Here is a 22,239-nt window from a genome sequence, read left to right on the forward strand (position 1 = left end):
AGCGCGAGATCATATTAGCACCAGCAGATAACGCGCGCCTCGTTTCGCCCCGGTTTCAAACTGCGTGGGTCCGGACAAGTGATAGCGCAGACAGTCGCCGCCGCTGAGTGCGTGGCGCACTCCGTCTACTGTCAGCGCCAATTCGCCGTCCAGAACAATCAGATGATGTTCCTGCCCCGGTTTGGGTGGTGTCTCGTAGTTTATGACGGTTTCGCGGGGCAGATGGCCCTCCATCACTTCACCGCTGAGCCCCGTCGCCGGAGGTGAGACCGACCGGCGCGTAAAACCGCTTTCGGCGTCGTGCCATTCGGGTTGCTTTTCAAAAGGCACCTTAGGGTCGAAACTGTCCTCGACCATCATCAACAAGCGCGACATCGGCAAGCTGTAAGCCGCACATAAACGTCCAAGGGTTTCGGCGGTTGGGCTAACATCACCATTTTCCATCCGCGAAAGGGTGGCTCGGCTGATACCGCTTTGGTCCGCCAGTTGTTCAAGCGACCAGCCACGGCCCTGACGCAGCTCGCTCAGACGTTTTGCAAGGCGGTTTGAGAGGTTGTCTAGCATAGATCAAATATGGGAATCAGTTTCATAATTGAGAATTATGCAAAAAATAATGTAGTGCGCAACAAAAAAGGGCGCGGAATATCCGCGCCCTTAACTGCTCGGGTTGCCAGATAACTTACTTCCAGCCAACCTCATTAAAGATTTTTTGGGCCTCGGGGATGTTCTTGGCGACTTCCGAAAGGTTCACCTCATCCGCTTTGAAATTACCCAACGCTGCAACGTTGTCGGCCAGTGCTACTCCTTCGACCGCGGGGAACTCATCGTTTCCGTTTGAAAAATATACCTGGGCCTGATCGCTTGCGAGATATTCGAGGAACTTGATGGCGTTCTCTTTGTTAGGCGCGTTCGCCGCGACACCTGCGCCCGACAGATTCATATGAGCGCCTTCAGCGTCTTGAGCTGGGAACTGCACGCCGATCGTATCGATATCTGCGCTCAGGCCTTTTACGTCTTTTCGCATGGCACGAGCAAAGTAGTAGGAGTTTGAAACAGCGATCTCACACTCGCCGGAAACGATACCGCGCAGCTGGTCGGTGTCACCGCCCTGTGGTTCGCGGGCCATATTGGCGACAACGCCTTCAGCCCATTTCTTGGCTTCTTCCGCACTGTGGTTGGTGATGATCGAGGCTAAAAGTGTCTGGTTATAAGTGTTGCTTGACGACCGTATACAGATCAGTCCTTCATACTCTGGCTTGGCCAGATCCAGATAAGTGGCTGGGGGATTGGCAACGTCGGCCTTGTCGTAAAAGATGATCCGTGCGCGTTGTGAGAATCCGTACCACTGATTGTCCTGATCCTGCAGATTGGCCGGGATGCGTTCTTCCAGCACTGCACTTTCGATAGGCTGCAGAATACCAGCATTCTTGGCGCGGGCCAGACGTGACGTGTCGACTGTTAGAAGGATATCGGCAGGTGAATTCGCACCTTCAGCTTCCATCCGCGCGATCAACTCATCTGCTTTGCCTTCAATGCGGTTGATGGTGATGCCGGTGGCGTCTTCGAAGTCAGAATACAGGCGCTCATCAGTGTCATAGTGGCGCGAAGAATAAAGGTTCAGCTCACCTTCGGCTGCAGCCGAGGTGGAGATCAGAGCCGTCAAGGCGACGGCGATACACGTGGAGGATTTCAGCATGATGTGTCCCAACATTAGAATTCGGTACGGGCGCTTACCCGACTGAAATAGTCAATTAGACAATTTGGCAGGAGATGCAAGCAATTCCGACAAAATTACTTGGTCAAATTGTCGCCGCGCTTGAAGGCTTAAGCGACAAGGCATCGGATACTGCAGTTGAGTTGCCGATGCAGCCATTATTCGGAGTGAACCGCGTAAGCTCTGCGCGCCCCTTTTTATGTCAAATGTATGGGTGATCGCGTGCCCTCTGGCCGCAGCCGAGACCAATTCAAGTGACATAGTCCTATCTGTTGGGGCTAAATCAAACTTGTAGAACCACCTAAGACCAACCGCTTTAGAGCGATGCTGTTATGAACATTTTTTCTAATGCGGCGTCTAAGCGTGCCTTGCTCCGATGCGTTCGCAGGTTAACAAATTGGCGTGGTCCACAATACGGCTGACCGCTGTGGAAAATTTGGCATCACTGATCGTCAGCGCGACACGTACCCAATCGTTCAAGCCGTCGCCAAACGCTGATCCGGGCATGACGGCCACGCCAGCTTGCAATAGGTCCCAGGCGTAGGCCTCTCCGTTTAGACCAGTGGCTGAGACGTTGATAAGTGCAAACATCCCTGCCTCTGGCCGGTGTACTATCAGCTTCGTTTCGGCGCGCAGTCGCTCGGCCAACAGGGTGGCGCGTGACGCAAATCGTTCAACCATTTCAGGGGCCACTTCAGAACCGCTTCGGATCGCCAGTTCTGTCATGTCTGCAATAAAAGGCTGGTTCCCGAACAGCATGGTTTCGGAAAAAGGCAGCAAAGCCTCACAAAATGAGACGGGTCCGACACACCAACCGCTACGGAACCCCGGGGCCGCATGTGATTTCGAGATCGAAGAAACTGCGATAACGCGATCAGCCAGATTCGACATAGCTAATGGCGAAAAAAATCTCGCGCCTTCATAGACGAGTTCTTCATAGACTTCGTCAGAGATAATCCACAAATCATGTTTGATCGCCAATTGTCCAATCTCGGCAATGTCTGCCTCGGTCAGAATTGCACCTGTGGGGTTATGTGGTGTGGTTAGTAAAATAGCACGACTGCGCGATGTTATCCGCGGCGCGATGTCCTGCGCCTGCATGCGAAATCCGCATTCGGGTCGAAGCGGAACGGGCACCACGTCGGCGCCACACGCGCGAATAACCCCTTCGTAAGTCGCATACATCGGATCCCCGACAAGAACCTCGTCTCCGGTCTGAGCCACCCCGGCCATTACTGCAAACAATGCGGTTTGGGTTCCGGGGAAGCACAAAACATTCTCGGGTTCAAAAACTCGCCCGCGGTTGGCTGTGTAGCGTTCGGCAATCGCTGTAAGTAAACCAGGTTCACCGTGGCCATTGGAATACCCAGTGCGCGCAGCCCTTAGCGAAGATACGGTGGCTTCAATCAGTGTATCTGGAACAGGGACGTCTGGTTCGCCAATCGTCATCTCGACGATATGCGCACCAGTTTTGATAAGCTCTCGTGCTTTCAGGTGTACACCCCATTTCGCCCCTCCCAAGTCGGCGAGCCGCTTAGTTACGTCAGTGGTTCTCAAGGCTGCCTCATTTCTTTGGTTAATGGAATTCTGATGATCGCACTGATGGCTGTCAGCCCAATCTGCGCCAGTTGCCCATCAGAGAAAGCGTCCGGGATGGCGCTACCTTCAAGCCAAAGCCCATCAAGTACCGCGTTGCAGGCGATCGCTAGTTGAGTTGCCTCGGATGCTTTGACCGAACGTCCGGATTCGTTCAATGCCGCAACGATCTGTTTCTCAAGTTGGTCGCGAAAATAGGTATAGGTCTGTTGGTGGATGCACTGCATTTTGGGGTCATGGAGCACCCGGTTCAGAAACCCGGCCCATAACGCAAGGGCAGCCGGATCAACTACCGGAGGCTGTAGCGACGCAATCACAAAATTGGTTAGCTGAGACACTGCGGTTCCATCACCTGCCGCGGCTGTAGTTTGATCGGTCAGAGCGTTCATGTGATGTTCATAAGCGGCCTGAATCAGCTCTTCTTTCGATAAAAAATAATGCCGGATCAATCCCTGCGTAACGTTTGCGCGAGCGGCAATTTCGCGGACAGTTGCGCCGTGTAAACCTATCTCCGCAATCAGGTCCAACGTCGCCTGAATCAGGGCTTCACGTCGAGATTCGGCGGATTGACGCGTGAATTTCCGACCTTGGGTTATCATTTCCAATCCATGAAATGCCATTGTTATGCGGTTGTATAATTATGAATACTATTGATTATCGCAAGGTGATTTTAACCAAGGATTGGATCAAGAATGGGCCGCTATTCTTGTAAAAATCGTTCTGCGGTACACGGGGTTGGAAACGATGATGAACCACCCAACAAAGACCTAACCGGGTAGAACGGGCTATATCAAAGCCGTCGACAGTATTGGAGCGTAGCTCAGTAGGATCAGAACGGTGGCAACAGCGATTAGAAAGGGCCAAAGAGATTTGAGAATAGCCCCCGGGCTCGTGCCGCTCATTGTGGACGCGATGTAGAGACCGATTCCGACAGGTGGCGTCAGCAGGCCCAGAACCAGATTCAGGCAAACGACAACACCGAATTGATATGGGCTGATATCATAGGATCCGGTTGCGATGGGCAAAAGAATGGGTGTGATTAGAATGATCGCTGCGATGCCGTCGATGACCATTCCAACCAAAAGCAGGGCGAGATTGACGATCAGCAGAAACAAAAACGGATCGGATGTAATTGAGGTGATCAAACCTGCCAGATGTTGGGGGATTTCTTCGTAGATAATAACCCAGCCGAAAACGCTGGCGGCGGCGATCATGAACAGGATCATCGACGCGTTTGAGGCAGTTCTTTTGAACATCTCGCCCAAGTTTTGAGGTTTAAGATCGCCGTAGATCAACCATCCGACCAGAAATGCGATCAGCGAGGCAATGGCGGCGGATTCGGTTGGCGTGGCGATGCCGAACAGGATGCCTCCGATAATCGAAACAGGGATCAGTAGGGCGGGCAGGGCAGCGATCAGAGCGCGCATCGTGTCGCGGCGTGACATCCAGACGCCCTTGGGAAACTGCTGCGACCACCCAATCAAAGTGATCACCAGCGCAAAGGCTCCGGCTAGAAGTAGCCCCGGAATGATTCCTGCGATGAACATGTCGCCAATCGGGATCTGAGCCAGAACTCCGAAGATGACAAACATCATTGAGGGCGGAATAACGGGCGCCAGCAGGCCTCCCGCCGCTGTGGTCGCGGCGGCAAAGCCTTTGTCATAACCTTCTTCTTCCATCGCGGGGACCATGGCGCGCGACATTACGGCAATCTGCGCGGTAGCAGAGCCAATGATGGCGGCCATGAACATATTGGCTAACAGGTTGATATAGGCAAGCCCACCTCGGAACCCGCCCACAAACACACGCGCCAAAGCAACCAGGCGACGCGTCATGCCGCCTTCGTTCATCAGTTCTCCGGTTAACATGAACAGGGGAATCGCCAGCAGGCCATAATTCTCCAGCCCGCCAAACATCTTCTGGGCAAAACTGTCATAGAGAACAGTATTACCGCTCTCCCAGATGTACCAGATCGCCGTAATTGCAAGAACGATGGCGACGGGAACCGACAAAAGCAGTGCGGCCAGAAAGACAATCGGGCTCATGATTGCGCGCCCTTAGTTTGCCAAGCCAGCAGGTGCATCGTGGAATGCAATGTGGCCCCCAGCGCGAACAGCCACATGACCAGCCAGAACAGATATTTCGGCAGCCCAAGGGTCAGGGTCGGCTCGGCATAGATAAAGTTAAATGTATTACCTTGAAACGCCACCGTATCGAATCCAGCGCGCGCGATGTCCAAAGGCAGGAACCAGCGCCAGCAGAAGTACAGCATCGCGGCTGCGAAAACGAATACAACCAGATCCACCACCTTGCCGATGATTGCCCTGATACGAGGTGGTACCAGATCAACAACGAGCGTAATCGAGACCGAATTGCGGTGATGCAGTGCTGCTGATGCGCCAAGAAACGTCATCCAGACCATCGCATAGATCGCCAACTCATCCACCCAGAAAAGCGCGTTTCCTGCTGTGCGTGTCACCACGTTCAGCAAGATCAACAGGGTCACGCAGACCGCCAAGCCTGCGGCACACCACAACTCTACTCGCGCCCAGGCGGCTGACAGCCGGTACAACATCGCTGATCCCCTATGAAAAAGGGCGCAGGATCGACCTACGCCCTTTCCTTGATGTATTCACCTTTATTTGGTTTCTGCCGCAGTCGCCCGCAATGCGTCAAGGGATGAGGTTTTTTCCGACCAGATACCGTTCCATTCCTCGATGGCATCGCCGAAGAACGAGGCATCCACTTTCTTGTAGGCCTTGCCGGTTCCCTCGATCTGATCCAGCCACTTGGCCTCGTTGGCGACATAGGCATCGATGGTGCTGTCCACATGCTTGGCCATCAGATCGCCAATCATTGCGCGATCATCATCAGATAGACCGGCCCAGACCTTGGCCGAAACCAGACCGACCATTGGGAACATCATGTGGTCCGACTGCACGATCGTATCGGCGTGATCATAGTATTTCAGAACCCAGATCAATTCGGCATCCATGTCGATGGCATCGACCTGACCATTCGCCAACGCGTCGTAGACCGCCGGTAGGGGCATCGGAGTTGGAGCAGCCCCAACTGCGTTGTAGAAATCAAGGATCGGCGTGAAGGGCGTGATCCGAAGTTTCAGGCCTGACAAGTCGTCGGCTGATGACACTTCACCCCGGCTGACGATCTGGCGCAGGCCAGCCATACCGTAGCCAACGCCCACGACGCCAACCTGACCGGGCAGGGGCTCCAGCATTGATTTGGCGGTATCCGAACGCAGGATACGCCCGGCATGGCCAATATCATCCGCCAGGTAGGGGGCGTAAAACGCACCCAATTCTGGCGCGCGGTTCGATACCTCGGCCACCGTCATGAATGCCATGTCAAGCGCACCGGTCTGAAGCTGCTGCAACATCTCGGCCTCGTTCCCTAACTGGCGGGCCGGAAAAACCGAAACGGAATGGGCGCCACCACTGGCTTCATTCAACTCGGCCCCAAAGGACTCTGCTGCTTTGGTCCAGATATGCGGGGGTGGAGTAATTAGGCCCAGACGGAATTCATCTGCATTGGCGGCCAGCGATGTCACAGCCAGCGCGGCTGCAGATGCGGCGATCTTAGCAAAATGTCTCATGTGTTTCCCTGTTTTATTGTTGGTGTCAGAGTGTGACCCAGCCTTCTGGCGGCTCTTTGCCCGGATGCACGGTCTGGCACTGCGGGCATGTTCGGTCGTTTTCCGATGCATAGAATTTTTCGTAGACTGGCGGCAAGTCTTTGACGATGGACTGCAGTTGCATCTCGGCCCGATGAACGAGCGATCCGCACTCAAAACAGTACCACTCGATAGCGTCCAGCTCACCTGTCTGCCGTTTGGGTTCTATAACCAACCCGATGGAGCCTTCCTGAGGGCGCTGCGGAGAATGACGTACATGGGGCGGCAGCAGAAAAATCTCGCCCTCGTGGATCGGGACGTCGTAGAACTCATTCCCATCAAATAGTTTCAATACCATGTCACCTGCTAGCTGGTAGAAAAACTCCTCGACCGGGTCGTCATGGTAGTCGGTCCGCTTGTTCGGTCCACCAACCACAGTGACCATCAGGTCGGCATCTTCCCAGATCTGTTGATTGCCGACAGGCGGTTTCAGCAGGTGACGGTGTTCGTCGATCCATTTCTGAAAGTTGAATGCTCTTAACTTCGACATATCCCACTCCCTGTTAGTAGAAGATTGGCCTGTTTTCCCATAACCGCAAAGAAATTATCTGCATTTAGATATCTGATTTGCTTATATCCATCGGGCTAAACCTTAAGGCCGCTTTCTTCGAACCCATTGCGAATGATCTCTTTTTCGACCTCTGTCAGTTCTAACATCGGGGGCCGCACCCGCCCGCCAGTTTGCCCCAATAGTTCCTGCCAGTATTTGCCAAAGGCGGTGGGTTTGTCCGCAGGCCGGGTACGCTTCATTGCGTCCCGCACTGGGTTCAGGCTGTCGAACACCTTGCGTGCTTCATCTGCTTTGCCCGCAAAGGCCAGCCGCGTGTATTCATTCATCCGCTGGTCGTTTTTGCTCTGCAATTGGTAGGGTGGTGACGAGCACAGGTACAGTTTCCAGTTCAGTTCGAGGATGTTATCCAGCCACTCATGTTCGGCTGAGGTAGAGACTTGAATCTTGTCGCCGACCATATGGGTCAGCTTCACGTACATCTCGCGCGGAACCGAGTATTTGATCGCAACGATATTGGGCAGATCGGCAATCCGCGCGCATTCCTCGGGTTGCATGAGATATCCGCTGTCCGGATGGCTCCACATCGCGATTCCAATATCAAGCTCGTCGCAGAACCGTTTATAATACTGGTACAGAACCTCTCCGCGGTCCTGAACAAAACTCAGAACGGGCGCATGCAGAACGACGTAGTCGGCACCGCAATTCTGCGCATGGCGTGCCAGGTCCAGCGCTGTGTCCATGTTCTGATCCGAGACTGAAACGATCACACCGGCCCTGCCCGCACATTCATCGACGGCTACCTCAAAGTTTCGTTTGCGCTCTTCAAGGCTCATCGAAAAGAACTCGCCTTGTTTGCCCGCTACAAACAGGCCCTGAATACCCAGATCGTCAATCCAGTGCCGGATATTCGACCTCAACCCCGCCTCATCCAGCGTAAGGTCGTCATTGAACGGATTCAGGGCTGCTGCCCAAATTCCTGTCATATGTTCGCGCGCATAGGCTTTTGCATCGTGCTTGGAGTATTTCATATTGGACGGGCCTTCCGGTTGACCGCATCATGAAAGCCCGATCATTCCACCTGATCCAATGCGAAAGCCGGGAATTGGGTATCGGAAAATAGAATATCCATGGATTATCAATTTGGAAAACTTTAGCGCTGGAGTAGGCTTGCCGCATGAAGATCGGATTGATTGGTAAAGGCGCAATTGCGCAATATGTTTCGAACGCGGTTCAGGCCCGGGGACATTCGGTTTGCGCGGTGCTGGTGAGATCGGGCAGCGTTTCGCAAAATCCGGAACTGTTTGTAGATTCGGTTTCGAAGCTCTCGGCGAATACGGAACTGGTGATTGATTGCGCGGGCCATCGGGCACTGGAGGAGTACGGGCCTCAGATTCTGGCTTGCGGCCTCGATCTGGTTACCGTTTCCATTGGCGCACTGGCGGACCAGCGGGTGGCAGATGCGTTGGCATCGGCCGCACGGGAAGGTGGGGCAAAGCTGCATTTGGCCAGCGGTGCGATCGGAGCGCTCGATTGCCTTAGTGCCGCCGCGACGGGCAAGCTGGAAAAAGTCACCTATGTCGGGCGGAAACCGCCACTGGGTTGGATGGGTTCACCGGCTGCGGACAAACTGGGCCTGGAGGCTCTGACAATCGCGGAAACGCATTTCAACGGCACCGCCCGAGAGGCTGCACTGAGATATCCTAAAAACGCGAATGTTGCGGCGGCGGTTGCGCTGGCAGGGCTGGGTTTCGACCAAACGCAGGTCCGTCTGATCGCTGACCCATCGATCACGCGCAACATCCACGAGATCGAAGCAGAAGGCGATTTCGGGCAGTTCCAGTTTCAGATCAGCGGAAATTCCCTGCCTGACAATCCGCGCAGCTCAGCACTGGCCGCGATGAGTGTCATCTCGAAACTCGAAGAGATTTCAAGTCCGGTCGTACTCTGATCATGGTGGGACGTCATTCACGCATCGTCGACCGCGCCCTGACTCGGCTGAAATTGCGTCAGTTGCGCTTGCTTGTTGCCGTAGGCGCACACGGCAATATCCAGAATGCCGCGCGCGAGCTGGGCATTTCGCAACCCGCCGCTACCAAGATGATTCAGGATCTGGAACTAGACTTTGAGGTCAAACTATTCAGCCGAACCAATCGCGGTGTCATCCCAACTGTGTTCGGAGAGACCCTGATCCGTCATGGCAAGCTGATCTTTGCACAAGTCTCAAACGCAGCGCAGGAACTTGATGACCTGAATGAAGGAAATTCGGGGCGTGTGGTTGTGGGTACTCTGCTCGCCGCCTCGACCAGCCTGCTGCCAACGGCAATTGAAATATTGTTGGCCGATCGCCCGAACGTGGCAATCAAGATCAATGAGGGCACGAACGAAGTTCTGATGCCCCGATTGCTGTCAGGTGAAATCGATATGGTGGTAGGACGTCTGCCCTCGCACCGACACCGTGACAAGATCAGGCAGGAGAAACTGTTCGAGGATCACATACTTGCAGTTGTTGGCAATCAGCACCCCCTTGCCTGGCGTAAGAACATCTCGTTTGCCCAGACCAAGCCTTTTGGCTGGATTGTGCCCCCATTGGAAACCACACTCAGACGACAGCTCGACCATTTCTTCGTTGGTCAGCAACAATATGTGCCGCCGGTGATGATAGAATCCGTGTCCTATCTAACCAACCGGGCTTTGCTGCAATCGCGCGATTTGATTGGGCTTATGCCGGCCGAAGTTGTCTCGCAGGACGTTGCCCACGGGTATCTGACACCGTTGGATTGGGACGCACCCTTTGGTCAGGGGCCCATCGGAGTTTCATTTCGTGCCGATGCCGATCTGTCCCCGGCAGGCCGGGCGTTCAAAGCCGCGCTACACCAAGCAGTGCAACAGAAATAGGATCAGGTATTCGCCAATTTGATATCAGTATTCATCCAATTCACTTGAAGTAATGTCAGCCATTGCATGAGTTGAAAGGGTCCTAATTCGGAGGCATCAATTACATGTATCCTGAGCTTAAGCTGTTCATCGCAGGAAAATGGCGCACGACCAGCCAGGATGTGCCTGTCGTGAACCCGGCGACCGAAGAAGAAATCGCACGTCTTCCCTGTGCGTCCAAAAGCGATCTGGATGATGCGCTTGATGCGGCTGTCAAAGGCCTCAAGATCTGGAGCCGCACCGCACCACGCGAACGTGCTGATACGATCCTGCGTGCTGCTGCACTGATGCGGGAGCGCCAGGAGGAGATCGCTCAATCCATCACTTTGGAACATGGCAAACCGCTGAAACAGGCCCGACTTGAGGTGATCCGAGGGGCCGAGTTCTTTGAATGGGACGCGGGCGAAGCAATGCGCACCTATGGACGGATCATACCCGCTGCGCCGGGTCATAAGTTCGCGGTACATCACCAGCCCATCGGTGTGGTCGCCGCGTTTTCACCTTGGAACTTTCCTATGAGCCAGCCGGCACGGAAAATCGCTGGTGCGCTCGCCTCAGGTTGTTCGATCATCTTGAAAGCGGCCGAAGAAACACCGGCGGGTGCGATCCATATCGCAAAGGCCTTTGACGACGCTGGATTACCTCCGGGTGTGTTGAATCTTGTGTTCGGCAACCCAGCAGAAATCTCTGGCCACTTGATCCCGCAGGAACCGATCCGGCTTGTGGCTTTTACCGGTTCGACAGCAGTGGGCCGCCATCTGACCACGCTTGCGTCCGAACATATGACGCAGGTGCTGATGGAACTGGGTGGCCATGCGCCCGTAATTGTTTGCGAAGATACCGATGTTCGGGCGGCAGGTGTATCAAGCGCGGTTCGAAAGATGCGCAACGCCGGGCAGGTCTGTACATCACCGACTCGGTTCTTTGCCCATGAAAGCATCTTCGATGCGTATTCAGACGCGTTCGTTGAACGCGCCGCTGCAACTGTTGTCGGCAACGGGATGGGCCAAAATGTTGAGATGGGGCCACTGGCCAATGATCGCCGGGTACCTGCATTGACAGAACTGGTGGAAGACGCCCGCGCAAAGGGCGCGACGGTTGCGACGGGCGGAGCCAAACATGATGACAAAGGCTACTTCTTTCAGCCCACAGTCTTACTGAATGTGCCCGACAAAGCGCGTATCATGCGGGAAGAACCTTTTGGTCCGGTCGCGGTAATCAATCCGGTCACTTCATTGGATCATGCGATTGAGCAGGCAAATTCGGTGCCTTATGGATTGGCAGGCTATGCCTTCACCAATCGTGCAGATTATATCGACCGTTTGATCGATGAGGTCGAGGTGGGCAATCTGTCGATCAACACGCTCGAAGCCTCGATGCCCGAAACGCCTTTTGGTGGTGTGAAATCCAGCGGCTATGGCCGTGAGGGCGGAACCGAAGGGTTGGAGAACTACATGACGGTCAAGCATGTCTGGCACTCGGCCAAACTCTCTTAACCCAGGCGGCGCACAAATCACTTCACCCCTAAACAAAAAACCGCGCTCAAAGGCGCGGTTTCTTATTCGGATATGTGCAGTTCTTAGCCCTGACGAGCTTTGAACTTGCGCTGCGTCTTGTTGATCACGTAGACGCGGCCTTTGCGACGCACAACCCGGCAATCACGGTGCCGGTTCTTGAGCGAGCGGAGCGAGTTCTTGACCTTCATGGTCTGTCTCCAATCTGCGGCGCCTTCATCAAGGACGTGGCCAGCGCCTGGGTTAATCGGGTGCCCCGGAAATCCGAAGCAGTGAATTCATGGTGGGCGGTACAAGGATCGAACTTGTGACCCCTTCGATGTCAACGAAGTGCTCTACCGCTGAGCTAACCGCCCATGAAACCGCCGCTTGGCCTACCCCATAACGAAATGGGGCGCGGAACCCCGCGCCGGTAGCGGGGTCTATAAAAGGAGTCGTTAGGGGGATCAAGGGGTTTGGCAGAACTATTTTCCGGTCTATGTTCAATGCGAACGAACGGAGAGCCCATGCCCAACGCCGCGACCAATGCAGCCTATGTTCTGGATATGCCCGCAGAGCGTACCTCATGCGTGGTGTTTGCCTCTCCGCATAGCGGTCGGGCATATCCCGCATCGTTGCTTAAACGGTCTGTACTGAACCGTAAAATGATTCGGTCTTCCGAGGATGCCTATGTCGATCAGCTATTCGACTCGGCCCCGGAATCCGGAGCGCCATTCCTCGCCGCGGCCATGCCACGCGCCTATCTGGACCTGAATCGCAGTGCTGATGAACTGGATCCGGCGCTGATTCAGGGCGCGCGCCGTCACGGGCACAATCCGCGTGTGGCTTCGGGGCTGGGCGTGATCCCCCGCGTGGTCGCCAATGGGCGCGCGATTTACAGTGGTAAGTTGACGATGGACGAAGCGCGCCTGCGGATCGACACTTACTGGCGGCCCTATCACCAAAAACTGAAATCCCTTCTGTCCGAATCGCACGAGATGTTCGGGCAAGCGATCCTGATCGATTGCCACTCGATGCCGCATGAGGCGGTCGCAATGGCCGGCGGCTCTGGCAGTACACGCCCCGAGATCGTTCTGGGTGATCGGTTTGGTGCTGCTGCCTCGGGGTTGATCGTCGATCAGATTGAATCTGCGTTCACAGATGCGGGCCTGAATGTGGCACGTAATGCGCCTTTCGCAGGGGCCTATGTCGCTCAGACCTATGGCCGCCCAACCCGGCAGCAACACGCGATCCAGATCGAGATCGACCGCTCTCTTTATATGGACGAAGATACAATTCAGCCAAACGGCAACTTTCAGTCGTTCCGTGAGGTACTGCGGCAGGTCTCCGGCAAGATTGCCTCCATAGGGTCCGAGCCGTTGTCGCTGGCTGCCGAATAGCCTTAGCGCAGCGCGCGTCCCTTAACGATCGCATCACTACCAAATCGGCGGCGAATATCGTCTGTGGCCCGTTCAGCCCGGGATCTGCGTGTGGCACCAGGATCTAGCAAATCACCCGAAATATCGGCCTGATCCTCGGTGCACAAATCGGATAGGCCACATCCAAGCAGGCGATACGGGCCCTGATCCCCGACCTGATCGAACAATCCGCGCGCCGTGCGATATATCCTGTCCGCGATCTGTGTCGCGTCGCGCAATGACACGCGCCGGGTAATGACTTTGTGATCGGCTTGTTTCAGTTTCAGCGTCACAATCCGACCCGCCAATCCCTTGGCTTTGGCGCGATCGGCCACTTTTTCGGACATGCGCCACAGGTGTCCGTCTAATATTTCGATGCTGGCGGTGTCTTCAAAGAACGTGGTCTCGTTGCTTATCGACTTCATCGGTTCATGCGCAGAGACGCGCCGCTTATCCTGCCCTCGGGCCAGATGCCATAACCGATAGCCCATCGATCCGAACCGGGCGGTCAGTGCCTCCTGATCCCAGCGCAGAAGATCGGCAAATGTTCGAATTCCTGCACGATCCAGCGATTCCTGCGCTGCCGGGCCAATTCCCCAGATCAACCTCACAGGTTTTTCGTGCAAAAATTCAGCTGTTTCAGCCTTGCCGATCACCGAAAACCCGCGCGGTTTGTCCAGATCTGAAGCTACCTTGGCCAAAAACTTGTTGTGGCTAAGACCGATTGAGCCTGTCAAGCCAAGTTCATCCTTCATTCGTCTGACCAGCCGTGCCAGCATTACAGCTGGTGGCGCACCATGCAGTCGTTCAGTGCCCGACAAGTCCATAAACGCCTCATCCAGTGACAGCGGTTCCACAACAGGCGTCAATTCGTCCATCATCTCCCGGATTTGGCGTGAAACGCTGGCATAAACCGACATGCGCGGTTTGATCACGACCGCATCGGGGCACAGCTGAAGTGCCTTGAACATCGGCATCGCTGATCGCACGCCGCGTATACGTGCGACATAACACGCGGTCGATACCACCCCGCGCTTTCCACCCCCGATAATCACCGGCATGTCTGCCAGTTCGGGATTATCGCGCTTTTCGACAGATGCGTAGAAGGCATCGCAATCCATGTGGGCGATGGTTAGATCGAACAGCTCGGGGTGCGATTTCAATCGTGGGCTACCACAGTATGTGCAGCGCTTGCTCTGCTCTATTTGATTTAAGCAATCGCGACAGATGGCAGGCATTACAGGTTCTTTCGGGCCAGTTTCGACTTGGCGAAGTCTCTGGGTCGGTTAGAATCTATCTCGATTGGGCCGGAATAAAAAGGGGATTGATGGATTTCACGGGGGCCAAAACTGCGCTGTTCCTCGGGAACGAATTGCTTGTGATTTTGCGAGACCCAAAAGATGATATCCCCTTTCCCGGGCATTTCGATTTCCCCGGCGGAGGGCGAGAGGAGGGCGAATCCCCCATAGAATGTGCGTTGCGAGAGACGGTCGAAGAAGTTGGGCTGAGCTTGTCGGAAACTGATCTTGTATGGGCCCGTCAATACGATCAAAGCTGGTTCTTTGTTGCCCGACGCCCAGCTCAGGATGTGCATCTTGTCCAATTTGGTGACGAAGGGCAGGGATGGTGCCTGATGCACCCTCAAGATTATTTGGCCGACCCACTTGCCATACCCAATTTCGTTGCCCGTCTAAAGGATTACCTTACCGAACTTGGGTAGTGGAAAAGGGTTTGTTGTTCTCAGAAGAAAGCCCCCCGCTGGTGCGGGGGGAGGAAACGGACCTCAGGAAGAGATGGCCCGTTGGGGAGTGTCTCAAGCCCAGAATCGCGCAAATTCGCCCATTTCGATACCTTCAAGCCAATCGTGCAATAAACTCGTATTTTTCATGTGTGTTTTCGGGCACAGGGGCGATTTGGCGCGGCTGCAGTGAAAATTGACGTAAGGTCAACTGGTTGCAGGTCGAACTTGTCCTCTATTCTGCATTAATCCGGTTGCTCAGACAGTGCCGCGGCTAAGAAATTAGTTCGTTCAGAACGGCTTCTGCGGCGGCCCGTGGATTCTCCGCCTCATAGATCGGACGACCCACAACTATGTGGTCCGCGCCGTCTCCAATTGCGCTGGCAGGGGTTGCGACTCGTTTCTGGTCGCCATGTGCAGCGCCAGCCGGGCGCACTCCAGGCGTGACAATCAGGCGGCCTTCAGCTTGGGGTAGGGCCCGGATCAGAGCAGCCTCCTGAGGGCTGGCGATGACGCCATCGGCCCCCGCCTCAAATGCCTTGGCTGCACGTTCAACCACAAGGTCCTGAACGTCGCCCGCTTTCAGAAGACTCGCATCCAAATCGTCCCTGTTCAGGGATGTCAGGACGGTGACCGCCAAAATCTTCAGGTCTTTGCCCGCTGCACCTTCCTTTGCGGCGCGCACCACATGCGGGTCGCCATGAACGGTGAGGAAGTCCAAGTCAAACTGCGCCAACCCGCGTACCGCATTTTCAACAGTATTGCCGATATCGAACAGCTTCATGTCCAAAAATATGCGCTTGCCGTGATCCTGTTTAAGTTCGTTGGCCAATGCCAGCCCGCCGCCGGTCAGCATCCCCAGCCCGATCTTGTAAAACGAAACAGCATCCCCCAGCCGCTCAGCCATGGCCAGACCCTGCAGGGCGTTTGGGACATCGAGGGCTACGATCAGGCGGTCATCGGACATAGGGGGCTCCTTTTTGGCAAACGTGTGCGTCCTAACGGGTTCGGAGCGATCTGTCTATGCGCGAAGCCTGAGGTGAAGCGGTTCACGTACTAAATTGCGCAATGTGCTAATGTGCAAACGTTCAGAACAGGGATAAAAAAGATGAAAAAAGTAATTCTACTTGGCGTGGCACTGATGTTGGCCGCATGCGAAGACGCGCCTCAGAGTGATCCGCCCGAAACTGGTGCTGCACCGGCTCCAACCAATGACAATCTTCTGCTGGTGCGTGGGTATCGATCGGAAGGCGACTGGTGCCAACTGACAGGGGAGACAGCCTATACCGGCAATTTCCTCGATCATACAGCTGATCTGGTTTCATGCCCCACAGGCAGCAGTGCCGAGCAATCTTTGGTTGAAATGTATGATGCTGAATTGATGGGCCAAACCGGCGGATATTCCGTCTATTCCATTCCGCGCGGGTGACGCCGAATTATCTGCTCTAGCCCCTTGAATGGGAAAAGACATTTCCCAAATTGAATGTGAGGCCCAGACCGACGCGTGCCGCCAAGCGGGCGCTTCAAAACGGGGCGCTTAAGAAAAGGAGAATGCTATGGACTTGAACAAGTTCACCGAGCGGGCACGGGGATTCGTGCAAGCGGCGCAGACCATTGCGCTGCGTGAGGGGCACCAAAGGCTGGAACCCACACATATTCTGAAAGCATTGATGGATGACGATCAGGGGCTGGCGAGCAACCTGATCACACGCGCTGGCGGCGCACCGAACCGTGTGGTTGAGGCGTTGGACGCTGCAATGGGCAAGATCCCAAAGGTCAGCGGCGACGCGAGCCAGATTTATATGGATGGCCAGACTGCCAAGGTTTTGGACGAGGCAGAGAAGATCGCCACCAAGGCGGGCGACAGCTTTGTGCCGGTCGAACGCGTTTTGATGGCGCTGTGTATGGTGAAATCCAAAGCCAAAGAGGCTTTGGAGGCCGGTGCAGTATCGGCCCAGAAACTGAATGAGGCGATCAACGACATCCGCAAGGGGCGCACCGCTGACACCGCCTCAGCGGAAGAGGGCTATGACGCGCTTAAGAAATACGCGCGCGACCTGACCGAAGCGGCCGCTGAAGGCAAGATCGACCCGATCATTGGGCGGGACGAGGAAATCCGCCGTTCGATGCAGGTTCTGTCGCGCCGCACCAAGAACAACCCGGTTCTGATCGGGGAGCCCGGCGTCGGTAAGACCGCGATTGCCGAGGGTATGGCCCTGCGCATCGTCAACGGCGACGTCCCTGAATCGCTGAAGGACAAAAAGCTGCTTGCGCTCGACATGGGGGCGCTGATCGCTGGTGCGAAGTACCGTGGAGAGTTTGAAGAGCGCCTGAAGGCTGTTCTGACCGAAGTGACCGAGGCCGCCGGTGAAATCATCCTGTTCATCGACGAGATGCACACGCTGGTCGGCGCGGGTAAGTCCGACGGCGCGATGGATGCTGCCAACCTGATCAAGCCTGCGCTTGCCCGGGGGGAGCTGCATTGTATCGGCGCGACCACGCTGGATGAGTATCGCAAGTACGTCGAAAAAGACGCGGCCCTTGCGCGCCGGTTCCAGCCTGTGATGGTCACCGAGCCAACGGTCGAGGACACGATCAGCATCCTGCGCGGCATCAAGGAAAAGTACGAGCTGCACCATGGTGTGCGTATTTCCGACTCGGCGCTGGTCTCGGCGGCGACGCTCTCGCATCGCTACATCACCGACCGGTTCCTGCCCGACAAAGCAATCGACCTGGTCGATGAGGCGGCGTCGCGTTTGCGGATGGAGGTGGATTCCAAGCCCGAGGAACTCGATCAGTTGGATCGTCAGATCCTGCAGATGCAGATCGAGGAAGAAGCGCTGAAGCTGGAAGATGACGCGGCCTCCAAGGATCGTTTGGAAACCTTGCAAAAGGACCTTGCCGATCTGCAGGAGCAATCCGCCGAGATGACCGCTCAGTGGCAGGCCGAACGGGATAAGCTGGCGGGTGCGCGTGATCTTAAAGAGCAGCTCGACAAGGCGCGCGCTGATCTGGAAATCGCCAAGCGCGAAGGTAATCTGGCGAAAGCCGGGGAGCTGTCCTATGGCGTTATCCCCGAGCTTGAGAAAAAGCTGACCGAGGCCGAGAACGCCGAAAGCAACGCCATGATGGCAGAGGAAACGGTGCGCCCTGAACAGATCGCTTCCGTCGTGGAGCGCTGGACCGGTATCCCGACCTCGAAAATGCTGGAAGGTGAGCGTGAGAAGCTGCTGCGGATGGAAGACGATCTGCATTCGCGCGTGATCGGTCAGGATGCGGCGGTCACCGCCGTGGCCAATGCCGTGCGCCGTGCCCGTGCTGGCCTGAATGACGAAGGCCGCCCGTTGGGCTCGTTCCTGTTCCTCGGGCCCACCGGCGTGGGGAAAACCGAACTGACCAAAGCCGTGGCGAACTTCCTGTTCGACGACGACAACGCGATGGTGCGCATTGACATGTCCGAGTTCATGGAGAAGCACGCGGTCGCCCGTTTGATCGGCGCCCCTCCTGGCTATGTCGGCTATGACGAAGGCGGGGTGCTGACCGAAGCCGTGCGGCGCAGGCCCTATCAGGTCGTGCTGTTTGACGAAGTTGAAAAGGCGCACCCGGATGTGTTCAACGTGCTGCTGCAGGTTCTGGATGATGGTGTTCTGACCGATGGTCAGGGCCGCACCGTGGACTTTAAGCAGACGCTGATTATCCTGACGTCGAACCTCGGGTCGCAAGCGCTGAGCCAGTTGCCGGAAGGTGCGGACAGTGCGCAGGCACGGCGGGATGTGATGGATGCGGTCCGGGCGCATTTCCGGCCCGAATTCCTGAACCGTCTGGACGAGACGATCATCTTTGACCGCCTCAAGCGGGCCGATATGGATGGCATCGTCGATATCCAGATGGCACGTCTTCAGAAACGTCTGGCCGCCCGCAAGATCGAGCTCGCATTGGACGATGGTGCCAAGGAATGGCTGGCAAATGAAGGCTATGATCCGGTCTTCGGTGCCCGCCCGCTCAAGCGCGTGATCCAACGTGCCTTGCAGAACCCTCTGGCTGAAGCTCTGCTGGCCGGTGAGATCAAGGATGGTGAGACTGTACCTGTAACAGCAGGCACGGATGGATTGATCATCGGCGATCGGTTGGGAACATCCGAACGCCCACGCCCAGACGATGCAGTGGTTCACTAAGCCTTAAGAACTGAAGAGGCCCGCCAATCTGGCGGGTCTTTTTTTGGTAGTGGCGCTAAAAAGGGTGGAGAGCGTTCAGGCCTGTCCGGCCAAGTCCTGCGCCAGCATCATTGCATTGTCGTCCGGGTCGTAAAATGTGGCAGTGCTGACCATCCCCTCGATTGTCTCGGTTTCGCCGTCAAACCGAACTCCTGCGCCCTCCAAAGCATCGCGTGCGCTTGCGATATCAGCCACTCCAAAGACCGGGACTGTGTTTCCGGGCGCGGGTTCTGCCTGCTCGCCCAAGCCAAGGGTCACGCCCTCGGTTTTGGTCAACATCTCGCTCCAACCCGCCTCATCAATATGATGGACCAATTCAAACCCGAGCTTCTCATTGTACCATTGTGCGCTGGCGTGGCGGTCTTTGACCGAAATGGCAAGAGTGATGGTGTTTTCTAAGGAAACGAGGGGCATGGAACTTTCCTTTTGTCCTAAAATAAAGTAACTATACTTTATGGACATTAAGACACTTGTCAAGCTTACCTCTCGGGCCTGGTCGCTGAATATTCTTGCGCAGTTGCACCAGGGGGTTCCGGGCAGGCAGGCGCCATTACTCGCCGCGACTGGGGCAAGCCGGACGGCATTTGCAGCAAGTCTGGAGCATCTGGTTAGCCTTGGCTTTCTTGAACGGAACCCGGGCCACGGCCACCCATTGCGACCTGAATTCCGTTTGACCAAAGGCGGGGTGCAGGCGGCGGCTGTAGCGGTAGAAATCATGGCTTTGGTGCCTGATAATACCGAATTGAAGCTACTGCGCCGCAGCTGGACGGTTCCTATACTGGCGTTGACCCGCCAACCTCGGCGCTTTTCTGGGCTTAGGTCGGATCTTCAGGTGGTCACGGACCGTGCATTGTCATCCTCGCTCAAGCAATTGGAGGCGCAGGACTGGGTTCGACGCGATATCGAAACTTCGGCCCGGCTGCCTTATCCGACCTATCAGGCGGTCAATCTGGGCTGCGAAATAAACCGTGTTGTCGGCTTGAATATAGGGTGACTGTTATTCCCGCGCAAAAGCATGCGCGGTTTACGTTACAATCTGTTCGCTCAATCGTGACGCCTGTTTCCTTGGCTCTGTGCTATCAGACCTTACCTCAGTTCCGAGGTTAATGAATGACGGAGAACCAAATGGCGCATCGCTGGACCAACAAACTGACGCATGCAGACGTCACCCCAAGGGCGACGTTCCTGAACCGGCGGCAGGTTATGGCCGGTTTGGCGGGTGTCGGGCTGGCGGGCCTTGCACGCCCCGCAGCGGCCGAGGCGCTTGAGCCGAATACCTGGGAAGAGATCACTTCGTACAACAACTATTACGAATTCGGGACCCGCAAGGATGACCCGGCGAAATATGCGCACACGCTGGTGACCGAACCCTGGAGTGTCACCATCGACGGCTTGGTCGACCGCCCCGGAGAATATGATTTCAATGACATCATGTCTGAAATGACGGTCGAGGAGCGAATCTATCGTTTCCGCTGCGTCGAGGCATGGTCGATGGTGATCCCGTGGAACGGGTTCGAACTGGCAGATTTGCTCGGTATGGCTGGTGTTCAGGATGGCGCGAAATACGTGGCCTTTGAAACGGCCTATCGTCCGGATGAGATGCCCGGTGTCGCATATCCGGTGCTCGATTGGCCGTATCGCGAAGGGTTGCGTTTGGATGAAGCGATGCACCCGCTGACCATTATGGCAACTGGGATCTATGGCAGGGATATCCCGAACCAGAACGGCGCGCCTTTGCGATTGGTGGTACCGTGGAAATACGGTTTCAAATCGATCAAATCAATCGTGCGGATTACCTTGACGGATACCCAGCCTCCGACAAGTTGGAACATGGCAGGTCCTAGGGAATATGGGTTCTACAGCAATGTGAACCCCAATGTGGATCACCCCCGCTGGTCGCAGGCCTCGGAACGCCAGATCGGCGGAGGTCTGTTTGCCAAGCGAATCCCGACACTGATGTTCAACGGATATGAAGATGAGGTCGCCAGCCTTTACGAAGGCATGGATCTGGCGAAGAACTACTGAGATGATGCGGCGGCTCAATGACCTCTTGCGACGGCTTCCCAGTTGGGCTGTTTATCTGTTGGGCGCGCTGCCAGCGCCTTGGTTGTTCTATCAGGGCATGATCGGTGGTCTCGGGGTCGAGCCGATCGAGGCGCTCGAGCATGAGTTTGGCGAGCTGGCGCTGCAGCTTCTGATTCTTGGTCTCGCGATTTCGCCCTTGCGTCGCTTCGCTGGCCTAAATCTGATGAAGTTCCGCCGCGCGATAGGTGTACTGACATTTTCCTATGTCGCATTGCACTTGCTGATCTGGTTGTTGTTGGACGTGCAGATCCCCAGCCAAATCTGGGCGGACATTATCAAGCGGCCCTATATAACCGTTGGTATGGCTGCCTTTGTATTGTTGCTGCCGCTTGCGATCACATCCAACAATTGGTCGGTTCGCTGTATGGGGCCTCGGTGGCGCAAATTGCATCGTCTGGTCTATCCTGCTGCAATTCTGGGCGCGCTTCATTATGTGATGCTGGCGAAGGGGTTTCAGATCGAGCCGTTAGTTTACCTGGCAATTATTCTGGGCCTTCTGGTCCTACGCCTACCGGTCACAACATTCCTGATCCGGTTTAGACAGGCCGATTCAGCCTGACTCGTGGGCGAGTCTGTGGGTAACCGTGTGAATAACATATCTATGGCGCTGTTTTGCGATGGTCGGCGTTAGCGACTTCCGGGTGCTGCGGCTGAGTTGCTCTCATAACCGTTTGTTTTTGTGCATTAAAATTTGATATTTGTGTTTTTTTCTGTTTTTTTGATTTTTCCACTTGCGGCTTCTGGGCGATATACTTAGAACGCCCTTCACCGGCGCTGCTGAGGCGGTTGCTGGGACGCTGGGAACGGCGGAGACGGGCCGGAGAGACGGTTGAGACGCATCGGAG

The 22,239-nt window shown here is 55.6% G+C and carries 24 protein-coding genes and 1 tRNA gene; 10 read left to right on the forward strand and 15 right to left on the reverse strand.

What is annotated here, in order from left to right; all coding sequences use genetic code 11:
• Positions 1-9: 9 nt before the first annotated feature.
• From ACR0MQ_RS21860 to ACR0MQ_RS21900, 9 genes are all read right to left on the reverse strand, one after another.
• A complete protein-coding gene (locus ACR0MQ_RS21860; RefSeq protein ID WP_170475966.1) occupies positions 10-564 on the reverse strand; it encodes a helix-turn-helix domain-containing protein in 555 nt (184 codons plus the stop codon).
• 115 nt (positions 565-679) lie between these two features.
• Positions 680-1,696, reverse strand: a complete 1,017-nt coding sequence (locus ACR0MQ_RS21865) for an extracellular solute-binding protein (RefSeq protein WP_170776231.1) — start codon at positions 1,694-1,696, stop codon at positions 680-682.
• A gap of 375 nt (positions 1,697-2,071) precedes the next feature.
• Positions 2,072-3,271 carry a pyridoxal phosphate-dependent aminotransferase gene (locus ACR0MQ_RS21870; RefSeq protein ID WP_480610871.1) on the reverse strand — a complete coding sequence of 400 codons (1,200 nt, stop codon included), beginning with the start codon at positions 3,269-3,271 and terminating at the stop codon, positions 2,072-2,074.
• Positions 3,268-3,909: a TetR/AcrR family transcriptional regulator gene (locus ACR0MQ_RS21875; RefSeq protein ID WP_480422905.1), complete on the reverse strand. Its 642-nt coding sequence runs from the start codon at positions 3,907-3,909 to the stop codon at positions 3,268-3,270. Before ACR0MQ_RS21875 ends, ACR0MQ_RS21870 begins: the two co-directional genes overlap by 4 nt.
• A gap of 186 nt (positions 3,910-4,095) precedes the next feature.
• Complete coding sequence (locus ACR0MQ_RS21880; RefSeq protein WP_480610874.1) at positions 4,096-5,355, reverse strand: TRAP transporter large permease; 1,260 nt, start codon at positions 5,353-5,355, stop codon at positions 4,096-4,098.
• Positions 5,352-5,885: a TRAP transporter small permease gene (locus ACR0MQ_RS21885; RefSeq protein ID WP_170776239.1), complete on the reverse strand. Its 534-nt coding sequence runs from the start codon at positions 5,883-5,885 to the stop codon at positions 5,352-5,354. The genes ACR0MQ_RS21880 and ACR0MQ_RS21885 overlap by 4 nt, the downstream gene beginning before the upstream one ends.
• A gap of 63 nt (positions 5,886-5,948) precedes the next feature.
• Positions 5,949-6,923, reverse strand: a complete 975-nt coding sequence (locus tag ACR0MQ_RS21890; protein ID WP_170776241.1) for a TRAP transporter substrate-binding protein — start codon at positions 6,921-6,923, stop codon at positions 5,949-5,951.
• A 25-nt stretch (positions 6,924-6,948) separates the two neighbouring features.
• Positions 6,949-7,491 (reverse strand): 3-hydroxyanthranilate 3,4-dioxygenase, encoded by a 543-nt coding sequence (locus tag ACR0MQ_RS21895; RefSeq protein WP_170776243.1) that lies wholly within the window; start codon positions 7,489-7,491, stop codon positions 6,949-6,951.
• A gap of 95 nt (positions 7,492-7,586) precedes the next feature.
• Positions 7,587-8,540 carry a dihydrodipicolinate synthase family protein gene (locus ACR0MQ_RS21900; protein ID WP_170776245.1) on the reverse strand — a complete coding sequence of 318 codons (954 nt, stop codon included), beginning with the start codon at positions 8,538-8,540 and terminating at the stop codon, positions 7,587-7,589.
• Positions 8,541-8,686: 146 nt separating this feature from the next.
• On the opposite strand from ACR0MQ_RS21900, the gene ACR0MQ_RS21905 reads away from it, so the two are divergent.
• From ACR0MQ_RS21905 to ACR0MQ_RS21915, 3 genes are all read left to right on the forward strand, one after another.
• Positions 8,687-9,460, forward strand: a complete 774-nt coding sequence (locus tag ACR0MQ_RS21905) for an aspartate dehydrogenase (RefSeq protein ID WP_170776247.1) — start codon at positions 8,687-8,689, stop codon at positions 9,458-9,460.
• A gap of 2 nt (positions 9,461-9,462) precedes the next feature.
• Positions 9,463-10,407 carry a LysR family transcriptional regulator gene (locus ACR0MQ_RS21910; RefSeq protein ID WP_170776249.1) on the forward strand — a complete coding sequence of 315 codons (945 nt, stop codon included), beginning with the start codon at positions 9,463-9,465 and terminating at the stop codon, positions 10,405-10,407.
• A gap of 104 nt (positions 10,408-10,511) precedes the next feature.
• Complete coding sequence (locus ACR0MQ_RS21915; RefSeq protein WP_170776251.1) at positions 10,512-11,942, forward strand: NAD-dependent succinate-semialdehyde dehydrogenase; 1,431 nt, start codon at positions 10,512-10,514, stop codon at positions 11,940-11,942.
• An 83-nt stretch (positions 11,943-12,025) separates the two neighbouring features.
• Here the strand turns inward: ACR0MQ_RS21915 and ykgO are convergent, their stop codons facing one another.
• Positions 12,026-12,151 (reverse strand): type B 50S ribosomal protein L36, encoded by a 126-nt coding sequence (gene ykgO / locus ACR0MQ_RS21920; protein ID WP_005648635.1) that lies wholly within the window; start codon positions 12,149-12,151, stop codon positions 12,026-12,028.
• A 90-nt stretch (positions 12,152-12,241) separates the two neighbouring features.
• Positions 12,242-12,316 (reverse strand) — tRNA-Val (locus ACR0MQ_RS21925).
• Between the two features lie 150 nt (positions 12,317-12,466).
• On the opposite strand from ACR0MQ_RS21925, the gene ACR0MQ_RS21930 reads away from it, so the two are divergent.
• Positions 12,467-13,339 (forward strand): N-formylglutamate amidohydrolase, encoded by an 873-nt coding sequence (locus ACR0MQ_RS21930; RefSeq protein WP_170776253.1) that lies wholly within the window; start codon positions 12,467-12,469, stop codon positions 13,337-13,339.
• A 2-nt stretch (positions 13,340-13,341) separates the two neighbouring features.
• On the opposite strand, the gene ACR0MQ_RS21935 is transcribed toward ACR0MQ_RS21930, so the two are convergent.
• Complete coding sequence (locus ACR0MQ_RS21935; RefSeq protein ID WP_480610879.1) at positions 13,342-14,595, reverse strand: DNA polymerase IV; 1,254 nt, start codon at positions 14,593-14,595, stop codon at positions 13,342-13,344.
• An 89-nt stretch (positions 14,596-14,684) separates the two neighbouring features.
• Here ACR0MQ_RS21935 and ACR0MQ_RS21940 point away from each other — a divergent pair, with 89 nt between their 5' ends.
• Positions 14,685-15,077, forward strand: a complete 393-nt coding sequence (locus tag ACR0MQ_RS21940) for an NUDIX hydrolase (RefSeq protein WP_480610881.1) — start codon at positions 14,685-14,687, stop codon at positions 15,075-15,077.
• A gap of 292 nt (positions 15,078-15,369) precedes the next feature.
• On the opposite strand, the gene pyrF is transcribed toward ACR0MQ_RS21940, so the two are convergent.
• Positions 15,370-16,062, reverse strand: a complete 693-nt coding sequence (gene pyrF, locus ACR0MQ_RS21945) for an orotidine-5'-phosphate decarboxylase (RefSeq protein ID WP_170776259.1) — start codon at positions 16,060-16,062, stop codon at positions 15,370-15,372.
• Between the two features lie 141 nt (positions 16,063-16,203).
• Between pyrF and ACR0MQ_RS21950 the strand changes: the two genes are divergently transcribed.
• Positions 16,204-16,524: a hypothetical protein gene (locus ACR0MQ_RS21950; protein WP_480610884.1), complete on the forward strand. Its 321-nt coding sequence runs from the start codon at positions 16,204-16,206 to the stop codon at positions 16,522-16,524.
• Between the two features lie 127 nt (positions 16,525-16,651).
• The gene (clpB, locus tag ACR0MQ_RS21955) at positions 16,652-19,270 is read left to right on the forward strand and encodes an ATP-dependent chaperone ClpB (protein WP_480610886.1); all 2,619 of its coding nucleotides are present in this window, start codon (positions 16,652-16,654) and stop codon (positions 19,268-19,270) included.
• A gap of 75 nt (positions 19,271-19,345) precedes the next feature.
• Here the strand turns inward: clpB and ACR0MQ_RS21960 are convergent, their stop codons facing one another.
• Positions 19,346-19,723 carry a VOC family protein gene (locus ACR0MQ_RS21960; RefSeq protein WP_170776263.1) on the reverse strand — a complete coding sequence of 126 codons (378 nt, stop codon included), beginning with the start codon at positions 19,721-19,723 and terminating at the stop codon, positions 19,346-19,348.
• A gap of 40 nt (positions 19,724-19,763) precedes the next feature.
• Here ACR0MQ_RS21960 and ACR0MQ_RS21965 point away from each other — a divergent pair, with 40 nt between their 5' ends.
• From ACR0MQ_RS21965 to msrQ, 3 genes are all read left to right on the forward strand, one after another.
• Positions 19,764-20,303 (forward strand): winged helix-turn-helix transcriptional regulator, encoded by a 540-nt coding sequence (locus ACR0MQ_RS21965; RefSeq protein WP_170776265.1) that lies wholly within the window; start codon positions 19,764-19,766, stop codon positions 20,301-20,303.
• A 131-nt stretch (positions 20,304-20,434) separates the two neighbouring features.
• Entirely contained in the window at positions 20,435-21,334 is a 900-nt protein-coding gene (gene msrP / locus ACR0MQ_RS21970; RefSeq protein ID WP_170776267.1) for a protein-methionine-sulfoxide reductase catalytic subunit MsrP, read from the forward strand.
• A gap of 4 nt (positions 21,335-21,338) precedes the next feature.
• Positions 21,339-21,953: a protein-methionine-sulfoxide reductase heme-binding subunit MsrQ gene (gene msrQ / locus ACR0MQ_RS21975; RefSeq protein ID WP_170776269.1), complete on the forward strand. Its 615-nt coding sequence runs from the start codon at positions 21,339-21,341 to the stop codon at positions 21,951-21,953.
• 40 nt (positions 21,954-21,993) lie between these two features.
• Here the strand turns inward: msrQ and ACR0MQ_RS21980 are convergent.
• A partial coding sequence (locus ACR0MQ_RS21980) for a hypothetical protein (protein WP_480610889.1) occupies positions 21,994-22,239 on the reverse strand: 246 nt, incomplete at its 5' end.

The sequence above is a fragment of the Ruegeria sp. AN6 genome (assembly GCF_056540425.1).

Excerpts from the sequence above, each read along its gene's own strand:
- ACR0MQ_RS21885 (WP_170776239.1), bottom strand. The coding sequence starts at position 5,885 with ATGTTGTACCGGCTGTCAGCCGCCTGGGCGCGAGTAGAGTTGTGGTGT.
- ACR0MQ_RS21935 (WP_480610879.1), bottom strand. The coding sequence starts at position 14,595 with ATGCCTGCCATCTGTCGCGATTGCTTAAATCAAATAGAGCAGAGCAAG.
- ACR0MQ_RS21915 (WP_170776251.1), top strand. The coding sequence starts at position 10,512 with ATGTATCCTGAGCTTAAGCTGTTCATCGCAGGAAAATGGCGCACGACC.
- clpB (WP_480610886.1), top strand. The coding sequence starts at position 16,652 with ATGGACTTGAACAAGTTCACCGAGCGGGCACGGGGATTCGTGCAAGCG.
- ACR0MQ_RS21890 (WP_170776241.1), bottom strand. The coding sequence starts at position 6,923 with ATGAGACATTTTGCTAAGATCGCCGCATCTGCAGCCGCGCTGGCTGTG.
- ykgO (WP_005648635.1), bottom strand. The coding sequence starts at position 12,151 with ATGAAGGTCAAGAACTCGCTCCGCTCGCTCAAGAACCGGCACCGTGAT.
- ACR0MQ_RS21940 (WP_480610881.1), top strand. The coding sequence starts at position 14,685 with ATGGATTTCACGGGGGCCAAAACTGCGCTGTTCCTCGGGAACGAATTG.
- msrP (WP_170776267.1), top strand. The coding sequence starts at position 20,435 with ATGGCGCATCGCTGGACCAACAAACTGACGCATGCAGACGTCACCCCA.
- ACR0MQ_RS21875 (WP_480422905.1), bottom strand. The coding sequence starts at position 3,909 with ATGATAACCCAAGGTCGGAAATTCACGCGTCAATCCGCCGAATCTCGA.
- ACR0MQ_RS21950 (WP_480610884.1), top strand. The coding sequence starts at position 16,204 with ATGAAAAAAGTAATTCTACTTGGCGTGGCACTGATGTTGGCCGCATGC.
- ACR0MQ_RS21960 (WP_170776263.1), bottom strand. The coding sequence starts at position 19,723 with ATGCCCCTCGTTTCCTTAGAAAACACCATCACTCTTGCCATTTCGGTC.
- ACR0MQ_RS21865 (WP_170776231.1), bottom strand. The coding sequence starts at position 1,696 with ATGCTGAAATCCTCCACGTGTATCGCCGTCGCCTTGACGGCTCTGATC.
- ACR0MQ_RS21910 (WP_170776249.1), top strand. The coding sequence starts at position 9,463 with ATGGTGGGACGTCATTCACGCATCGTCGACCGCGCCCTGACTCGGCTG.
- ACR0MQ_RS21860 (WP_170475966.1), bottom strand. The coding sequence starts at position 564 with ATGCTAGACAACCTCTCAAACCGCCTTGCAAAACGTCTGAGCGAGCTG.
- ACR0MQ_RS21930 (WP_170776253.1), top strand. The coding sequence starts at position 12,467 with ATGCCCAACGCCGCGACCAATGCAGCCTATGTTCTGGATATGCCCGCA.
- ACR0MQ_RS21880 (WP_480610874.1), bottom strand. The coding sequence starts at position 5,355 with ATGAGCCCGATTGTCTTTCTGGCCGCACTGCTTTTGTCGGTTCCCGTC.
- ACR0MQ_RS21900 (WP_170776245.1), bottom strand. The coding sequence starts at position 8,540 with ATGAAATACTCCAAGCACGATGCAAAAGCCTATGCGCGCGAACATATG.
- ACR0MQ_RS21965 (WP_170776265.1), top strand. The coding sequence starts at position 19,764 with ATGGACATTAAGACACTTGTCAAGCTTACCTCTCGGGCCTGGTCGCTG.
- msrQ (WP_170776269.1), top strand. The coding sequence starts at position 21,339 with ATGCGGCGGCTCAATGACCTCTTGCGACGGCTTCCCAGTTGGGCTGTT.
- ACR0MQ_RS21895 (WP_170776243.1), bottom strand. The coding sequence starts at position 7,491 with ATGTCGAAGTTAAGAGCATTCAACTTTCAGAAATGGATCGACGAACAC.
- pyrF (WP_170776259.1), bottom strand. The coding sequence starts at position 16,062 with ATGTCCGATGACCGCCTGATCGTAGCCCTCGATGTCCCAAACGCCCTG.
- ACR0MQ_RS21905 (WP_170776247.1), top strand. The coding sequence starts at position 8,687 with ATGAAGATCGGATTGATTGGTAAAGGCGCAATTGCGCAATATGTTTCG.